A 15941-nucleotide genomic window follows, 5' to 3' on the forward strand; every position below is an offset into this window, starting at 1 on the left:
GGCTACCCGAAACTATTCGCTAATGTCCCTAGAACTAAGCTCCAACCATCGACGAGCACAAACAACATGATCTTAAACGGTAGCGACACTATCATAGGAGATAACATCATCATACCCATGGCCATTAAGATACTGGCCACCACTAGATCTAACACTAAAAACGGCACGAACAACATAAAGCCAATTTGAAAAGCTGTTTTCAGCTCGCTGGTAATAAAGGCGGGGATCAGCACACTCATCGGGGCTTCTTCAGGCGACTTAATGTTTTTGTAGCCTGAAATCTCAATAAAGGTTTTTAAGTCTGTGGTCCTAACTTGCCCTAACATAAAGCTTCTTATTGGTTCTTTACCTTTTTCGAACGCTTGCTGCAGGGTTAACTGCTCCTCAATGTAAGGCTTAACCCCTTCGTCATAAATCCGGTCAAATACCGGCGCCATAATAAAAAAGGTCATGAATAAACTCATGCCAATTAATACTTGATTGGAAGGTGTTTGTTGTAAGCCAATAGCTTGACGTAATATAGACAGAACAATGATGATCCGCGTGAAAGAGGTCAACATGATGAGCATCGCAGGTAAAAAACTCAGCGATGTCATCAGCAGTAAAATCTGCATTGTGACTGAGTATTCTGTGGAGCCGTCTGGTCCTGTTGTTACAGTCACTGCAGGCAAAACACCATCAGCGGCCCATGCCGACGGCATGCATAACAGAATAACGAACCCAACTAACGCGAGGATACGTGTTATCATTGTTTTGATTTCGCCTGACGTAGCCGACTCGCAAAGGAATCAGACTCTATATGAATAGGTTCAACTAACTTATCAATCAAACTCACCTGCTGCGAGCTAACGCCAAGTAAATATTGCTGCTCCCCCACCTGCACTAAGACTAAACGCTCTTTCTGACCGAGCGAAGTCACGGCTATGGTTTTTAAAACACCGTTGGTCGTGGGAACTAAATTGAACCGTCTTAATAAATAAGCTAACGCAAAAATTAAGAGTAAAACCAGAATTAAGCCACCTAACATACTCGCTAGGGTTGCGACTTGAGAAGGTTCAGCCATTTTTGCGGCCGAAGATGTCACTGCTGTTACACCTTGAGCACTATCGCCTACAAGACTCTCAGTTTTTGCTTGAGATACTGCAGCTAAACTGAGTATTACCGAAATAGTCATTCTGGTTCCAACTTTCGTTGATGAGACAATTATTTAAGCTTTTTAATTCGCTCGGTTTGACTGATCACATCAGTTAAACGAATACCGAATTTATCGTTTACAACCACAACCTCACCATGCGCAATCAGCGTACCGTTAACCATCACATCTAAAGGTTCACCCGCAACTCTGTCGAGCTCAACCACAGAACCTTGGTTTAACTGCAACAAGTTACGAATACTGATATAGCTACGGCCCACTTCCATAGAGATAGTGACTGGGATATCTAAAATAGTGTCTAATTTCGCCGCTTCTGCTTTAGAGATAGGTCTCGAATCATCAACTAATTCATCGAGCTCAATCGCGTTAGCTTCTTCTAAGGCTTGTTCTGCCATTGCTGCAGCCCAATCATCCGTATCGTCTGTGCTCATCTTACTTCACCTTATAATTCTGATATATCGCGAGATTTACCCTTGCGCGTCACTAATTGTAGCTCGGATTTAACAGTTTCTGGCCGAGGGATCTTTTCATATATTTTAAGTGCTAGGTTATCTCTAGAACGGCCCATTTTACAACGATATGTCGGTAAATCCTCGATTTTCATCATAATATATTCCGGTAACTCAATCGGAATAATATCGCCCGCTTTAAAATTCATTACATCTTTGAGCGTTAATTCATGTTCCACAATGTTGGCATCGAACCCGACCTTCACATCCATGATTTCATCATGCAATGCCTGCGACCAACGCATATCAGTATCTTGCTTATCACTTTGAACACCCGCATCGAGCAACTCGCGAATCGGCTCAATCATGGAATACGGCATAGTGATATGGAAATCACCGCCACCACCATCAACTTCAATATGGAATGAATTAATCACGACAACTTCAGTAGGACTGACAATGTTGGCCATGGCCGGATTGACTTCTGAGTCCAAATAATCGAACTCCACATCCATCACAGGTGCCCACGCATCTTTATAATCTTCAAAAATTATTTTAAGCAATAGCTGTACGATACGTCTCTCAGTAGGCGTAAATTCCCGCCCTTCGATCTTGGCATGGAAACGGCCATCTCCCCCAAAAAAGTTATCCACTAGGATGAACACTAATCTGGCTTCCATGGTGATCAATGCTGTACCTTTGAGCGGACTAAAACGTACCATATTCAAACTAGTAGGAACGAATAGCGTATGTACATACTCTCCAAACTTGAGCATCTGTACACCGTTGATCGACACTTCGGCCGCACGGCGCATCATATTAAACATACTGATACGCAAATGGCGCGCAAAACGCTCATTCACAATTTCCAGCGTCGGCATACGCCCACGAACTATTCGATCTTGGGAAGAGAAATCGTAGGAACGTGCATCTTCTCCAACAGCATCAATTTCGTCATCATCGACGTCATCAACCCCGTGCAATAGCGCATCAATTTCGTCTTGGCTTAATAAATCACTCACTATATTGCCTTCGCCTCTTTTGGTGCTGAAGTTAAAGGGTTATTGCATTACAAAACCGGTAAATAGTACTTTCTCGACAACTTTACGGCCAGTGACCGACTGCAGAGTATTTTGCACACTTAAGAGTGCTAACTGGCGTAACTCATCTTTACCCGCTTGCGTACTGAGTTTTTGCACATCAGCACCACTGAAAGTCGTTAAAAGCGCATCTTCAATCAACGGAATGTGTTTTTGTGTCAGCACATCATCATCGGTACCACGCACCATAAGTTGGACTTTGATCTCAACTAAACGTGCTCTGTCAGGCCCTGGTAAATTGAATAGGAAAGGGCGTGGCATAGGCACATAGGATGCTATGGCTAAATCTCCGGTGGCAGGAGTTTCAGCCTGAACAACTCCATCAGCCGTAGCGACAGGAACTTCCTCAGAATTACTCCCCAAAAAAAACCAGATACCAGCACCGATTAAGAGAGCGATAAGAACACCTACGCCAACAAAAATAAACAGTTTTTTCTTACTTTTAGGCTCTTCGGTACTTTCAAGTTCTAACGATTCTTCCTTAGCCATCACTATTCTCTTTAATTTAGGCGGAACAAATGACGATTCTGATTAACCAAAACGTCATTATGTTTAATCATTGCTATAGGTTACCTACTTAAGCGTAATAATCTATACCTGAATTTACACTAGTGGTTTGATTTAAACCTAAATGTAGCTCTTCTGCCGAGATTTCATCCACATCAGCCCCACTTGAACCGCCACCGTCGCCAAAACTCCCCTCTCGACGTTCACCTTGGCCACCTTGAGACACATGGCTATCCGCTAATTGCATCCCTTGTTCTTGCAGTAACTCACGTAATCTTGGCATAGCTTGTTCAACCAGATCACGCGTTTGTGTCTGAGTGACATGGAACTGTACTTGGGTCTGCTCGCCATGCACTTGAATTTTTACCAGCATATGCCCAAGCTCGGGGGGATCGAGCCTAATCTCTGCATGTTGAATACCTTGACTCACCATAGTGATCAACTGTTGCTTCATCACAGGTGAAAACCGTTGGATCATCTCTTGCATTTGGTTTTGTTGATCGACACCTTGGCGTAATGACAATTGAACTTGCATTGTTTCTTGGCGATTTACTTGTGACATCGAGAGTGTATGGATTGATGATGTAGACTTAATATCTGAGAAGGTACTGCCATCATCAATAAAATTTTCATCTCGGGGAATATCCATCGCAACGGTCAATTTTGCATCTTTAAGTAATAGGTTAGCAGCCAGTTCAGGATTAAGACTTCCATCAAGATCACTTTCTGTTACAGACTGAGTAGCCGATGATTCAGATGAAACAGCAGAACCTAAAGTATTTAGTTCAAAAGTATTTGCCGAGGTAGAAACGTTACCTGTATTGAGACTGTCCAATATCGGAGTACTCGCGGCACTAGCAAATGACTTTGGCGAAGTGCTCATCGTCGATTTTGTCGTTGAGCTATTCGTTAAACCAGCTTGATTAACCATAGCGTTAAGTGTGACTTCATTCTCGACTAAAGGCTCATCTATGCTAACGCCCATTTGAGTAGTAACAACAAGTTCTGTGTCTTCTATCTGTAATTCAGCAGCATCATCGATCAAATTGGGGTCAATAACAGCATCGGAATCCACTGACGCTGTAATTATTGGATCTATGGGAAGAATCTGAACGAGTGGCTTATCAGTCAAAGGGACTGACTTAACATCATTATCAGCAGATACAGCCACTGGCACATCTGACGCAGTAGAAACTAATTTTTGTAATTCAGCAGAGAAGCCCACTTCATCAACCATTGCATCTGATGCCTGCTCAACATCGGCAGAAATAGCTGATACTAATGAAGGATCGATTAATACCGCCGATGTCGCATCAGTATTATCTTTACCCGTCATGTCAGTAGTATCTTCAGCATTTAAAAATACTAGCGGCAAACTCTCTCCCTCTGATGCCGTTTTCTTCATGTCATTTGCCATGCTTATTTGGGCGAAGATGAGATTTACGTCAGCGTCATCCGTTGATATGTCTTTATCTTTTACTTTATCAGTAGAGGCGATCTGCACTTTATCGTCAGTATTCGCTGTAGCCTTTTTAGGCGCGGAAATAGAAAATGAGCTAGCGGAGACAGACGCAAGTGTAGATGAAAAGTCTTCATTATTAGACTCTTGGGAAGATTTCTTAGCGGAATTGGCCGCAGAGTTGCCTGTTTTACTCAACAGGATATTGGTCATTTGTTGCATAAGTGCTCCCAAACATCACCCAGCAGAAAAAGAAAATGGCTAGGTAGAAACGTCAATTAAACACTGCGGTTGCAGGGTCATGGACTAAATCAAAGCAAATAAGATGCCAAAACTTCAGTTTTTTACTGCGGCATATTGAAAAGAATAAAACTCAGGGAAAGAAGTCGAACAAATGTTCAGCGCCATAGGGCGGCGGCAGAAAACTGAACTCATATCGGGCTAGTGAATGGTGAAGATACCGAACATTTAACGCGCTATTTCACTAACGCTGATGACGGCGATAAAACTGCTGAGAAGCAAATTCATCGGTCATTTTCTGCTCCCGTTTTTGTTCAACAACTTGGCGCTTCTTCTCTTTACTCGCTAAGAGTAATTCCACAGCCTTACGTTTTTTTTGTTTTTCCAACCAATGCTGTTGTCGATATTCTTTTTGTTTTTCACCGTCGGCTACAACGCGATTTTGCTGAGTAATAGCGTCATCAATCTGACGAATAAAGCGATGAAACTGGTGATAGTGACTGGCACTAATGGCTTGGCCTTGCTGGGATTGCATTTGCTTCATGTATTCTAAGCGATAGTTATTCAGCGCACTGAGTTGATTCAGCCGCTTTTGGCACTCTAATTGCGCCGACTTTAACAATAACGCCGCTTGTTCTTCGGCATCATTGGCGAGCTTTAACACTAACAACAAGGGATCGGCGTTAGCCATACTAAACCTCGATTAATTCGATGACGCCATTATTTGCACTGAGCGGCAAGTTGCCCAAGCATGACTTGGCTATCGGCAAAGCTAAATGCATCACGCATGGTTTGGCGTAAAAAAGCATTCATTGCTGGCTGCAGTCGTATTGCATTGTCAATTCGAGGATCGCTGCCTTGGGCATAAGCGCCAATGGAAATCAAATCCCGATTCTGCTGATACAAGGAATAGGTTTGTTTCACGCGGCGCATGGCTTCCAAATGTTCATTGGAGATCACCATAGGCGCGACTCGGCTAATAGAAGCTTCAATATCAATCGCAGGATAATGCCCCGAATCCGCAAGCGAACGGGACAAGACAATGTGACCATCGAGGATCGCCCGCGAAGCATCGGCAATGGGATCCTGTTGATCGTCCCCTTCCGTCAACACAGTATAAAATGCCGTAATTGAACCTTGACCTGGGCCACCGTTGCCGGCGCGCTCAACTAAACGCGGCAGCTTGGCAAACACTGAAGGCGGATAGCCTTTGGTGGCAGGCGGCTCACCCACAGCCAAAGCAATTTCACGCTGCGCTTGGGCGTAGCGCGTTAAACTATCCATTAATAACAAGACGTTATAGCCTAAATCGCGGAAATATTCGGCAATACGAGTCGAGGTTTCACAGGCGCGCAGGCGCATCAGCGGCGAGGTATCTGCAGGTGCGGCAACAACAACAGAACGCGCTCGACCTTTTTCACCAAGAATCTCTTCAATAAACTCTTTTACTTCACGGCCACGCTCGCCCACCAGCCCAACCACAATAATGTCGGCAGTGGTGCCGCGGGTCATCATACCTAAGAGCACACTCTTACCCACACCTGAACCAGCAAACAAGCCCATACGTTGGCCTTTGCCCACTGTCAGCATGGCATTAATGGCGCGCACACCGACGTCCAGCGGCTCGGTAATAGCACGGCGAGATAAGGGATTAATGGCAGCGCTATGTCTTGGCGCTTGTTGATCTGTCTGCAACGCACCTAAACCATCTAAAGGCACACCGTTGCCATCGAGCACGCGTCCTAACAGGGACAAGCCGACATTGAGTCCAGTTTGTTCTCCTAAAGGCACCACCCGGGCACCGGGTAATACTCCACGTAATTCTTCGATAGGCATTAAATACAGGAGTTCGCCATCAAAGCCGACGACTTCTGCAATTAACTCGCCCGCCATGGTTTCGATGGAACATAAGCTGCCCACAGGCGCACGGCAACCGCTCGCCTCTAAGGTTAAGCCAACAACACGCACGAGTTGACCACTGGCCACTGCGCGAAATGGCGGCACTTTGTCCTGATGGTGATTCAGCCTATTCAGCAATTGGTGTTGACGATTTTGCATCTGTTCCGGCATCCGATTGGGTATCTAAGTGCTCACTTGTGTTCGAGGCAGATTGCATATCCTCAGCACCTTGATTCGCTGAATCGACAGCTTGCTCATCAGGCGTTTGATCATCAAGCTCAGACTCAAGCGCCACAGCCACTTGTTTGGCAGTATCTTCAGCTTCAATCGTCTCTTGCAGTTGATGCTGTTTATCACTCAAATGCGCATGTTGATTTCGTAATGACTCAAACACAGTATCGATACGCGATGAAAGCGTTAAATCGACTAATGAGCGATGACTGCTCAGAATACAATCGCCAGCACTTAACGTCGGATCGACTTCAAGTTCCCATTTACTGCGGGTCAGTTGGGCGGTGGAATAAAGTTGTTCGACAAGGATCACATCGTCAGGATGCAGCCGAATAGTCACCGCTTGCTCTTTAATCGGTAGCGACTCTATACCTAAGCGTAATGCCGAAAGCACTTGTTCTGGATGGGTTTTTAATTCGTGACCTATGACTGATTTAGCTAATGTCATACTCAAGTTCAGTAGGGAGAGCTCAATATCACCATCGAGTAATTGCAATGGCTTTTCAAATTGGGTTAATAAGGCTTCAAACCGCGAAAGTAAAACTTTGGCTTGAGCTAAACCAGTTTCTAATCCTTGCTCATGCCCTTGGGCGAGCCCTTCGGTATGGCCTTGCTCTAAGCCTTCTAAGCGACCTTTTTCTAGCCCTTGCTCGTAACCTTGTTGTTTACCTTCGGCAAACCCTTCTTCTTCAGCTTGGGCGCGAATGTCTTCAATTTCGGCCATCGTCGGCGGAGAAACACTCTCAACCGTCGTCGGCTTAGCGGCTTGATGATTCGAATGGCCGAACAAATTCGAGATAGAATCGTCATCGGCTTCAGTCACATCTGGCAGTGCCCAGTGACTAAACTCAATATCACCGTCGCTCAAGACCTTATTTGACGGTTTATTGTCGCTCGGATTAGAGGAACTCATCGCCACCACCGCCGCCTAACATAATTTCGCCGCTGTCACTTAAGCGACGGGCAATAGACAGGATTTCTTTTTGGGCGACTTCCACTTCACTGATACGGATTGGGCCCATGGCCTCAAGATCGTCACGCAGCAATTCTGCGGCACGTTTTGACATGTTGCCCAAGATTTTTTCTTTCAGCTGATCATCAGTGCCTTTGAGCGCCTTCATCAGTACATCTTGCTGTACTTCACGGAGCAGTGCTTGAATACCACGGTCATCAACATCGATTAAGTTTTCAAACACGAACATCAAGTCTTGGATTTGCTGCGCCATTTCTTCATCAGACTCGCGCATGGTTTCCATCAACTGACTTTCGATACCCGTATCTAAGTAGTTCATTATGTTGGCAGCCGCTTTTAGGCCACCCATTTTCGCGGCCTGTGCGCCACCTTGACCAGCAAACTGTTTCTCCATGATGTCGTTCAGCTCTTGCAGTGCAGCGGGCTGAACTTCCTCAAGGTTCGCAATCCGCATCATCAAATCTAAACGGGTGTTTTCAGGGAATTGACCAAAAATTTCCGCCGCTTGATCGGGTTCTAAATAGGACAATACAATGGTTTGGATCTGAGGATGTTCATTCTGAATAATGGTCGCCACTTGGCGTGCATCCATCCATTTCAACGAATCCAACCCCTTAGCACCGCTGCCCATGATAATCTGTTCAATCAGATTACCCGCTTTATCTTCACCCAGTGCGGCGGTTAAGGCTTTACGAACGAACTCTTCGCTGTTGAAACCAATAGAAGAATACTTTTGAATGTCATCGAGAAACAGCTTATGTACCCCGATGACTTTTTCTTGACCAAACTCATCCATTGCCGCCATCGCCATACCCACTTTTTGCACTTGCTTCGGCTCTAAGTGTTTTAAAATGGATGCAGCATCGGCCTCACTCAAACTGAGGAGTAAGATCGCGGTCTTTTCGACACCGCTAATATCCTTAATGTTAAAGGCAGGTGCGGCCGCTGGAGCCACTTCTTTCGTTTTATTCTCAGCCATTGTCTTGTAACCAGTTTTTCACGACTTGAGTAGAGAGCTCAGGCTCATTCGCCACGAGCGCACGGATAGCTTTAATCATATCATCATCTTTGTGCAGATTAGGGATATGAATTGAACCATCATCGGCATAACTGTATTCCGCCTCTTGAGTATTAAGCATCCCTAGCGTATCTGCCGCGTACTGATCCTCAATTTCGGCCAGTTCGTTACCTAATCTGCCATCCTCAGGCATATTGACACTGTCAGGATAGATTAAGCGTTTCAGCATAGGGCGTACCACAGCTAAAATCAGCACCAGAATCACTAACGCGCCAATACCGAGCTTAATTGCGCGCCAGAACCAAGGTTGCTCCCACAGTTCTAGTGCAGGCAAGTCTTCAACCAATTGATCCATAAAGGGAACCGTGACCACTTCTAACACATCACCCCGTTGCGAGCTAAAACCGACTGCCCCTTCGAGTAAACGACGAATGTTGGTCAGTTCTTGTTCAGTACGGGCAACCCGCGCCACTTGGCCATTTTCTCCAGCGGCACCGGGTTTAAAGTCCACCGCAACCGACACACTAATGCGGCGAACCGCGCCAACTTGCTGACGGGTATGGCTAATGGTGGTATCTAACTCAAAATTACGTGTCGCCTCACGGTGCGAATTACCTGCGGTGACAGACTCAGTCGCTTTAGTCGCATCTTCTGGAATATTTGACTCCATTGGCGGCTGATTCGATAGCGCACCAGGGATCCCACCCGAAGAGCCGCCAGTGGTATTATTTTCAACGGTCATTTCGCTGCGCAGGGATGGTAAATCAGGGTTGTAACGCTTAGAGGTTTGCTCGACCGCAGTAAAGTCCATGCTAACATCGACTTGAGAGGTGAAATTATCAGGACCTAAGATAGGTACCAAAATCGATTCAATCTTAGTGCGGTATTCGGCTTCTTTTTGCTGTACTAATTCAAGCTCGCGACGGGCTGTCGCAGACGCGCCATCTTGGCTGCCTGAGTTTAATAAACGGCCGTTAGAGTCAGTCACTGTCACCCGTGATGGCTCTAAACCTTGCACAGCAGAGGCAACGATATCGACGATGGCATCGACTTCACCTTGGCCTAAACCGCCACGACGGGTATTGATAACCACAGTTGCACTTGGTTTTGAAGCATTGCGGGCAAAGACGTTTTCTTTAGGTAACGCGAGGATCACTTTGGCGCGGCTAACACTTTGTAGTTGCTCAATTGCACGAGCGAGGTTTTCTTCTTGGCTATGCTTAAGACGGGCTTGCTCCATACGTTGGCTGACACCAAAGCCGCTGTCTTGATTCAAGAAATCTTGACTAGCGGCAGGGCTGTCGACGCCTGCGCGGCTCAGCATCATTTTCACTTCTTGATATTTATCTTCGGGGACTTTAATCACGTCCACGTCGATTTGATACTTAACTTTATTTTTATCAAGCACATCTAATACTTGAACCATTTCCTGAGTTTCCATTTTTCCCAATGGACGATACTCAGGCTCCTGTGCCCAAAGCATAACAAATACGGCCAAGGCCAAACAAATCGCCAAGGCTAAAATCATAGTTACTTGACGCATCATATCGACACCGCCAAGGTTTCCCATCATTCCTGACTTATGTTCTTGCTGGACACCTTGGTCAGCTAAGCCGGAATTGGATCCGACAATCATTTCTGTGCTCACGATTCGTACCTGCTAATTGGGTTATTCACTGGCCTAGACAGGCATGCTCATTATTTCTTTATAGGCTTCGACAAGTTTATTTCGTACTTGTACCGTTGCCTCGAAGGCGACACTGGCTTTCTCACGGGCGATAACAGTATCCGACAAAGTGACGGTAGTATCTCCCATTTCTAAGCGCGTCGCGAGGTTTGATGATGTCGACTGTAAGCCGCTGACATTGCCGACGGCTTGCGAGAGTAACTGACCGAAGTCTGCACCACTGGTGTTATTCACTTGCTGCATGATATTTGGCTGAACGCCAAAAGACGGCGTAATCTCGCCTTGGAGTTTCTGCATTTCCTGCAGGAATGAATTTGCGCCTATTTGCATGCTGAGCTCCCAGTCGTCGAGTTCTTGACGATCAAAATACCGATAACGGGACAATGCAAAATAACGGCCAAGTTTTAAAGTGGTCGTGATTGATAATAAATTGACGGGATAAGCCTGAAGTTAACACTAAGGATTCTGGATAAAATAGGTCACATTTATGCTGGTATATTTCAAAAAATGCAGCCTCACAATCAATATGGAGGCTGCAATATCATAGCTTGAATTTAAAGACTAATTTGGTAATTGAATGCCCATATCACGCATCCTTGCCATCTTGTATCTTAGAGTTCGGGCACTGATCCCCAGTTTTTCAGCGACCAGTTTGCGGCTTCCTTGGCATTGATTAAGGGTTTCTAGAATAATCACATGCTCCTGCGCTTTAAGTTCTTCGCCTAAACCGTCTGGCTCAGCAGCAAATTGATCTAGGTCTTCACCGCCTAAAACCACATCCTGCGTATCGATAATAATGTCATTGGCGGTGATCACTTGACCGGCTCTTAATATCAAAGCCCGCTGGATCACATTGTCGAGTTCACGTACGTTCCCCGGCCAGCGATGACTCAATAAACGTCGACGTGCATTTTCATCCAACTCAGGCACATCGGCGACATTCAATGCCTTGGCATGCTTAACCAATAAATGGCGTGCAAGGGGTAAAATATCCGCTGGACGTTGACTTAATGCGGGCCAAGCTAATGGGAACACGTTGATTCGATAGTAGAGATCTTCCCTAAAGCCACCTGCCGCCACCACGGTTTTTAGGTCTCGATTGGATGTGGCAAGCACGCGCACATCGAGCTTAATAGTTTTACGGCCGCCTAAACGCTCAACTTCACGCTCTTGCAATACCCGCAATAACTTAGCTTGTAAGCCTAAATCCATCTCAGAGATTTCATCTAGCAGCAAAGTGCCGCCTTGAGCCTGCTCAAATTTCCCAGGACATGCTTGATAGGCACCCGTAAATGCACCCTTTTCATAACCAAAAAGCGTGGCTTCAAGCATATTCTCGGGAATTGCAGCACAGTTAATGGCCACAAAAGCTTGATCGGCGCGGCTACTGTGTTGATGAATATAACGGGCTAAGACTTCTTTACCCGAGCCGCTTGGACCTAAGATCATAACCGATGCATCAGAAGCCGCAACCCGCTGAGCCAGTGCCAATAAAGCTAAACTCTTCTCATCGGCAACAACTGGCTGATCCACATTTTGTTTTAACGGCAAATAGCGGGACACTTGATTGAGCAAGACTTCTGGCGCAAAAGGTTTGGCTAAGTAATCGACAGCACCCAATTTAATGGCATCCACCGCACTACCAATCGTGGCATAAGCTGTCATCAGCAACACTGGCAACTTAGGATGATGTTGCTGTAGGAAATTTAATAATCCTAACCCACCAATACCTTGCATTTGCACATCGCTAATGACTAAATCAAATTGATGTTGCTTCAAAGCTAGAATAGCGTCTTCACCCGAGGCAACATCAACACACTCATACTGAGCCAGCATTAAGGTATCCAACAAGGCTTCACGCAATGAAGCATCATCTTCAACGAGCAATAACTTTGCTTCAGACATGGGTAATCTCCAAAGGTAATATCACCGCAGATTTAGCCCGAGGGAAGACTAAAGACACAGTGCAGCCTTTATTCGGTAAGCAACTTAATTGCAGTTGTCCTCCATGATTACGCACCACAGATTGCACAACCGCTAACCCGAGCCCAGTTCCCTGCGACTTAGTCGTAAAGAAAGGTTCAAGTACCTTCTGCTGCATATTGGCATCTAAACCTTTGCCATTGTCGATGACATCCAGTAGTAACTGATCGCCCTCTTCTTTCGCCTGAATACGAATCTCAGTGGCGCCGGCTTCTATGCTGTTCATGACTAAATTATTAATCGCCGAGCTTAAAGCATTGGAATTGGCTAACATCGAACTGCTTGATGCATCATCAAATGACAAGTCACAGCCTTGCTTTGCCGCTATTGGCTCACAATTTGCCAATACATTGTCGATAACCTCAGCAAGCGTAATCAAATCTCCCAGTTCATCCTGACGGCCTTTCGCCATCAATAGCATGTCGTTAACCTGACGCTCCAGTTCATTGAGTCTATCAACAAGCTTTTGCTGGAATTTCGCTTTAGCGGCATCGGATAACTTAGGACTTGCAAGATTAGAGGCATATAGCAAAGCGGCAGATAAAGGCGTGCGCACTTGATGTGCCAAGGTCGCAACCATTTTACCCAGTGCAGATAAGCGTTGTAGATGGGATAGATTTTTCTGTAATAATCGAGTTTCAGTCAGATCAGTTAACACAATTAATTGACCAGGCTCTGGCGTCAGTGGCGTAATTGCTAACTTAACGCGGCGGCCATTACGCAGTGACACTTCGTGGCCATCATCATCCTGTGGCGCAAAGGCACTGTGGATCACATCAATCCAGCGAACGCCACACAAGGAGCGCTCAAGTAATTCAACTGCAACCGGATTGGCATCCGTGACTATACCGTCGCCATTGATAATCACCACGCCGGATGGCATAGCCTGTAAAATATGCTCCATTCGATTGGACATATTAGCGGCCTCACGCAGTTGGTTCCATTGTTTGCTAGTGTGCTTGAATGACTCAATTTGCGCTAGTGGGTTGGCTGACATAGTCACTCCGTCAAAAAATTGCTTATGACGGAGTGACTGCAGTATCTATGCCAAATTAGAAATTGAACTTTAGAGGTTAAAACGACTTATATAACAATAAAATAGAAAACTAATCTTTGGTCATTCCGTATTTACGCATTTTTTCTACTAGCGTTGTACGACGTATTCCTAGCATCTCAGCCGCGCGAGCAACAACGTTATCTTGCAGCTCTAGTGCCTGACGTATCATGTCGATTTCCAGTTCTGCTAACAAATCCTTAAGGTTCACACCTTCAGGCGGTAGCTCACTTGGGAAACGTGTCTCAGGGATTTCAACCGGCTCTTCATCACTAAAGATAGAAGCCAATGCATCACGTTCTTGCTGCTCTTCGCTCATCTCTACACAATATTCGGGCACATCGATATGGCGATACTTAACGGGTAAATCGTTAACATCAACCAATCCACCCGGATATAAAATGGTGAGGCGTTCGACTAAATTAGACAGCTCACGCACGTTACCCGACCAAGCATGCTCTTTTAAAGACTCAATCGCACGCTGCGTAAAGCGCACCTTGCCACGGCCTTCGTTGTAGACTCGGCTCACCAACTCTTGTAATAGCAAAGGCACATCGTCCTTGCGATCACACAACGCGGGCATTTCGATCGGGAATACGTTTAGGCGGTAATAGAGATCCTCGCGGAACTCATTCACGCTGATCATGGTTTCTAAATCTCTATGTGTCGCTGCTACAACGCGCACATCGGCGTTGATGGTCTTAGTGCCGCCAACACGCTCAAATACCCGTTCTTGCAGTACACGAAGCAATTTAACTTGCATCTGCAATGGCATATCACCAATTTCATCGAGAAATAGTGTGCCGCCTTCAGCCAATTCGAAACGGCCTTTACGAGAGGATATTGCCCCAGTAAATGATCCCTTCTCATGGCCAAAAAGTTCACTCTCTAACAACTCTGGTGGTATAGCACCACAGTTCACTGGGATAAAAGGGCCATCACGGCGCTCAGACAAATAATGGATATTACGGGCGACCACTTCTTTACCTGTACCCGATTGACCCAGTACAAGCACGGTTGCCTCAGATGTCGCTACTTGATTAATCAAATGCCTAACATTAGCAATACCATCGCTGCGCCCCACCAAGCTTCGGAATAACTTAGTTTGATTCGCACTTGTGGGTACTTGAGGACGCTTAACTTGGCCAAATACTTGGCAGAAGTGTAATAATTCAGTGAGTTGAGGATAGGTTAAAGGTTCCTCAATATTTCCTAGAATGTTAGACACTTGCAGATCGTCAACGTTGCCAAGCAACAGCATAGGTTGCCATGGATGTTGACCCGCGATGTTTTTAAGTGCATCAGCATCCATAACATCAGTTAGGATAACTAAAGCTCGAAAACGAGTATCTTGGAGGCTAGCACTTAATTTTTCGGCGTCAATTTGTGCAATTTGCTCACCTAAAAAATCAAAAATGCAACACAGGCGATTTAATCGCTCTGATGAGGGGCCGATAAGTAAAATTCGTTGATCTGTTTGCATCATTCAGTAGGCCGTAAAGCTCTAATATGTATTAATTCGCATTAATTATTTATGATTAGTTGCTGTAAAAGCTTAACAAATTCAATGTAACAATCTGTGCCACCATCACTACTTTGATGAATATTGTATTATCAGCAGACGAGAAGCAAGCCTCAGATGAGGTTTATGCCAAACTGAATTGATTTTAGTTCATTTATGCCATGATTCTAGTTAAAAACGTCAAACATTTGACTTTGAGCCAAAAAAAAGACGCAACCAGTGCGTCTTTTTTTAATCACCAAATAAGATATTAACCCGCTTCAGAATGCGCAGAAATATTATGTTTATCTGCAGGAATCGCATCCCAACTCTCTTTTAGAGTACGAACTATGTCACTTACATCATCAATCGCTTTAACATCATTATTCAAATTCGCCTCTGAAATACGGCGCAACATAAAATCATATAAATTACTGAGATTGTAAGCAACACTGCCTTCAGCTTCCATATTTAAGCAGCTATTCAGCCCCGCGATAATCCCTAGCGATTTGCCAATAAGAAGCCCTTTTTTTGCAAAATCACGCTGCTCTATTGCATATCGACTCTGAGCCAAACGCTCAAGCAAACCAGCAAACATCATTTGAATAATGCGGTGAGGCGATGCCACTGCTATCTCACTTTCTAAAGAAACCTTACGATATGACTGTAATGAACCTCTCATATTAG

General features: G+C 45.3%; 16 protein-coding genes. All 16 read right to left on the reverse strand.

What is annotated here, in order from left to right; genetic code table 11:
- Window positions 1-2 precede the first annotated feature (2 nt).
- Complete coding sequence (gene fliP, locus Q4Q46_RS04025) at window positions 3-749, reverse strand: flagellar type III secretion system pore protein FliP (RefSeq protein ID WP_220590727.1); 747 nt, start codon at window positions 747-749, stop codon at window positions 3-5.
- Window positions 746-1174: a flagellar biosynthetic protein FliO gene (fliO, locus tag Q4Q46_RS04030; protein ID WP_261271464.1), complete on the reverse strand. Its 429-nt coding sequence runs from the start codon at window positions 1172-1174 to the stop codon at window positions 746-748. The genes fliP and fliO overlap by 4 nt, the downstream gene beginning before the upstream one ends.
- Before the next feature lie 29 nt (window positions 1175-1203).
- Window positions 1204-1584: a flagellar motor switch protein FliN gene (fliN, locus tag Q4Q46_RS04035; RefSeq protein WP_028761182.1), complete on the reverse strand. Its 381-nt coding sequence runs from the start codon at window positions 1582-1584 to the stop codon at window positions 1204-1206.
- An 11-nt stretch (window positions 1585-1595) separates the two neighbouring features.
- Complete coding sequence (fliM, locus tag Q4Q46_RS04040; protein ID WP_006082398.1) at window positions 1596-2624, reverse strand: flagellar motor switch protein FliM; 1029 nt, start codon at window positions 2622-2624, stop codon at window positions 1596-1598.
- 39 nt (window positions 2625-2663) lie between these two features.
- The gene (fliL, locus tag Q4Q46_RS04045; protein ID WP_311905297.1) at window positions 2664-3191 is read right to left on the reverse strand and encodes a flagellar basal body-associated protein FliL; all 528 of its coding nucleotides are present in this window, start codon (window positions 3189-3191) and stop codon (window positions 2664-2666) included.
- 88 nt (window positions 3192-3279) lie between these two features.
- Window positions 3280-4890 (reverse strand): flagellar hook-length control protein FliK, encoded by a 1611-nt coding sequence (locus Q4Q46_RS04050; protein WP_311905298.1) that lies wholly within the window; start codon window positions 4888-4890, stop codon window positions 3280-3282.
- 262 nt (window positions 4891-5152) lie between these two features.
- Window positions 5153-5599, reverse strand: a complete 447-nt coding sequence (gene fliJ, locus Q4Q46_RS04055; RefSeq protein WP_006082402.1) for a flagellar export protein FliJ — start codon at window positions 5597-5599, stop codon at window positions 5153-5155.
- A gap of 29 nt (window positions 5600-5628) precedes the next feature.
- Window positions 5629-6966: a flagellar protein export ATPase FliI gene (gene fliI, locus Q4Q46_RS04060; RefSeq protein ID WP_220590729.1), complete on the reverse strand. Its 1338-nt coding sequence runs from the start codon at window positions 6964-6966 to the stop codon at window positions 5629-5631.
- Entirely contained in the window at window positions 6935-7951 is a 1017-nt protein-coding gene (gene fliH / locus Q4Q46_RS04065) for a flagellar assembly protein FliH (RefSeq protein ID WP_311905299.1), read from the reverse strand. Before fliH ends, fliI begins: the two co-directional genes overlap by 32 nt.
- Complete coding sequence (fliG, locus tag Q4Q46_RS04070; protein ID WP_028761189.1) at window positions 7938-8990, reverse strand: flagellar motor switch protein FliG; 1053 nt, start codon at window positions 8988-8990, stop codon at window positions 7938-7940. The genes fliH and fliG overlap by 14 nt, the downstream gene beginning before the upstream one ends.
- Window positions 8983-10665, reverse strand: coding sequence for a flagellar basal-body MS-ring/collar protein FliF (gene fliF / locus Q4Q46_RS04075; protein ID WP_199850926.1), 1683 nt, complete (start codon window positions 10663-10665; stop codon window positions 8983-8985). Before fliF ends, fliG begins: the two co-directional genes overlap by 8 nt.
- A gap of 45 nt (window positions 10666-10710) precedes the next feature.
- A complete protein-coding gene (gene fliE, locus Q4Q46_RS04080; RefSeq protein ID WP_006082407.1) occupies window positions 10711-11046 on the reverse strand; it encodes a flagellar hook-basal body complex protein FliE in 336 nt (111 codons plus the stop codon).
- A 231-nt stretch (window positions 11047-11277) separates the two neighbouring features.
- On the reverse strand, window positions 11278-12621 hold the full coding sequence (locus tag Q4Q46_RS04085; protein ID WP_311905300.1) for a sigma-54-dependent transcriptional regulator: 1344 nt from the start codon (window positions 12619-12621) through the stop codon (window positions 11278-11280).
- Entirely contained in the window at window positions 12614-13696 is a 1083-nt protein-coding gene (locus Q4Q46_RS04090; RefSeq protein WP_311905301.1) for a sensor histidine kinase, read from the reverse strand. The genes Q4Q46_RS04085 and Q4Q46_RS04090 overlap by 8 nt, the downstream gene beginning before the upstream one ends.
- Before the next feature lie 109 nt (window positions 13697-13805).
- Window positions 13806-15239 carry a sigma-54 dependent transcriptional regulator gene (locus Q4Q46_RS04095; protein WP_311905302.1) on the reverse strand — a complete coding sequence of 478 codons (1434 nt, stop codon included), beginning with the start codon at window positions 15237-15239 and terminating at the stop codon, window positions 13806-13808.
- A 286-nt stretch (window positions 15240-15525) separates the two neighbouring features.
- On the reverse strand, window positions 15526-15936 hold the full coding sequence (fliS, locus tag Q4Q46_RS04100) for a flagellar export chaperone FliS (RefSeq protein ID WP_261271471.1): 411 nt from the start codon (window positions 15934-15936) through the stop codon (window positions 15526-15528).
- Between the last annotated feature and the right edge of the window lie 5 nt (window positions 15937-15941).

Source organism: Shewanella vaxholmensis (assembly GCF_031932135.1).
Taxonomy (GTDB): domain Bacteria; phylum Pseudomonadota; class Gammaproteobacteria; order Enterobacterales; family Shewanellaceae; genus Shewanella; species Shewanella hafniensis.